General features: G+C 44.3%; 1 pseudogene. It reads right to left on the bottom strand.

What is annotated here, in order from left to right:
- Positions 1–625: pseudogene (asnB, locus tag CIK04_RS26440) on the bottom strand (asparagine synthase B); the annotation flags it as partial.
- Between the last annotated feature and the right edge of the window lie 117 nt (positions 626–742).

Genomic DNA, 742 nt, shown 5'->3' with positions numbered 1-742 from the left:
TTGCTGCTGCTGTTGCCTTGCACCGCTGCGTATTCATTCAATCGCGAWGATAGTAACGTTGAGGGCCCGCATCGGTTGAACTGTAGTAGCTACCTGGAGGAAACTCACTGATGGTTTTGCAAACTGGAACCAACGCTTTCATTTCGGACGCGACATAGTAGTTGCCGTGCTCATCATAACCTTGGTAAAGCGGGATGATACCGATGTGGTCACGTCCAATTAGGTACTGATCTTTCTCTTCATCGTAAAGAACAAAAGCGAAGATGCCGTTTAATTCTTCTAGGAGATCGGCTCCCATTTCTTGGTAGAGAGCGAGAATCACTTCACAGTCAAGATCTGATTTGGAATCATATTTTCCTTCGTAACGAGCACGAATTTCTTTGTGGTTGTAGATTTCACCGTTTACTGCAAGGATGAGTTTTTTATCTGGGCTGTAAAGAGGCTGCGCGCCGCTGTTAAGACCTACGATCGCAAGACGCTCATGAGCAAGAATTGCTCGGTCTGATGCGTAGATCCCTGACCAGTCTGGGCCACGGTGACGAAGTTTTTTCGACATCTCTAAAGCGATAGGGCGAAGCGCCGCTGCGTCGCTTTTAATGTCTAAAATGCCAAATACTGAACACATACAACATCCTTTTTAATTAAATCATTTCTAAACGGTATGGCTTCAATTTGCCAGTCTGAACAAAAAAAGCAACACTCTTCGATAAAAAAAGTAACAAAGGAAGCTGATGATATGAAA

The sequence above is a fragment of the Vibrio sp. 03_296 genome, assembly GCF_002265885.1.
This window is presented reverse-complemented; position numbering and strand designations above follow the sequence as displayed.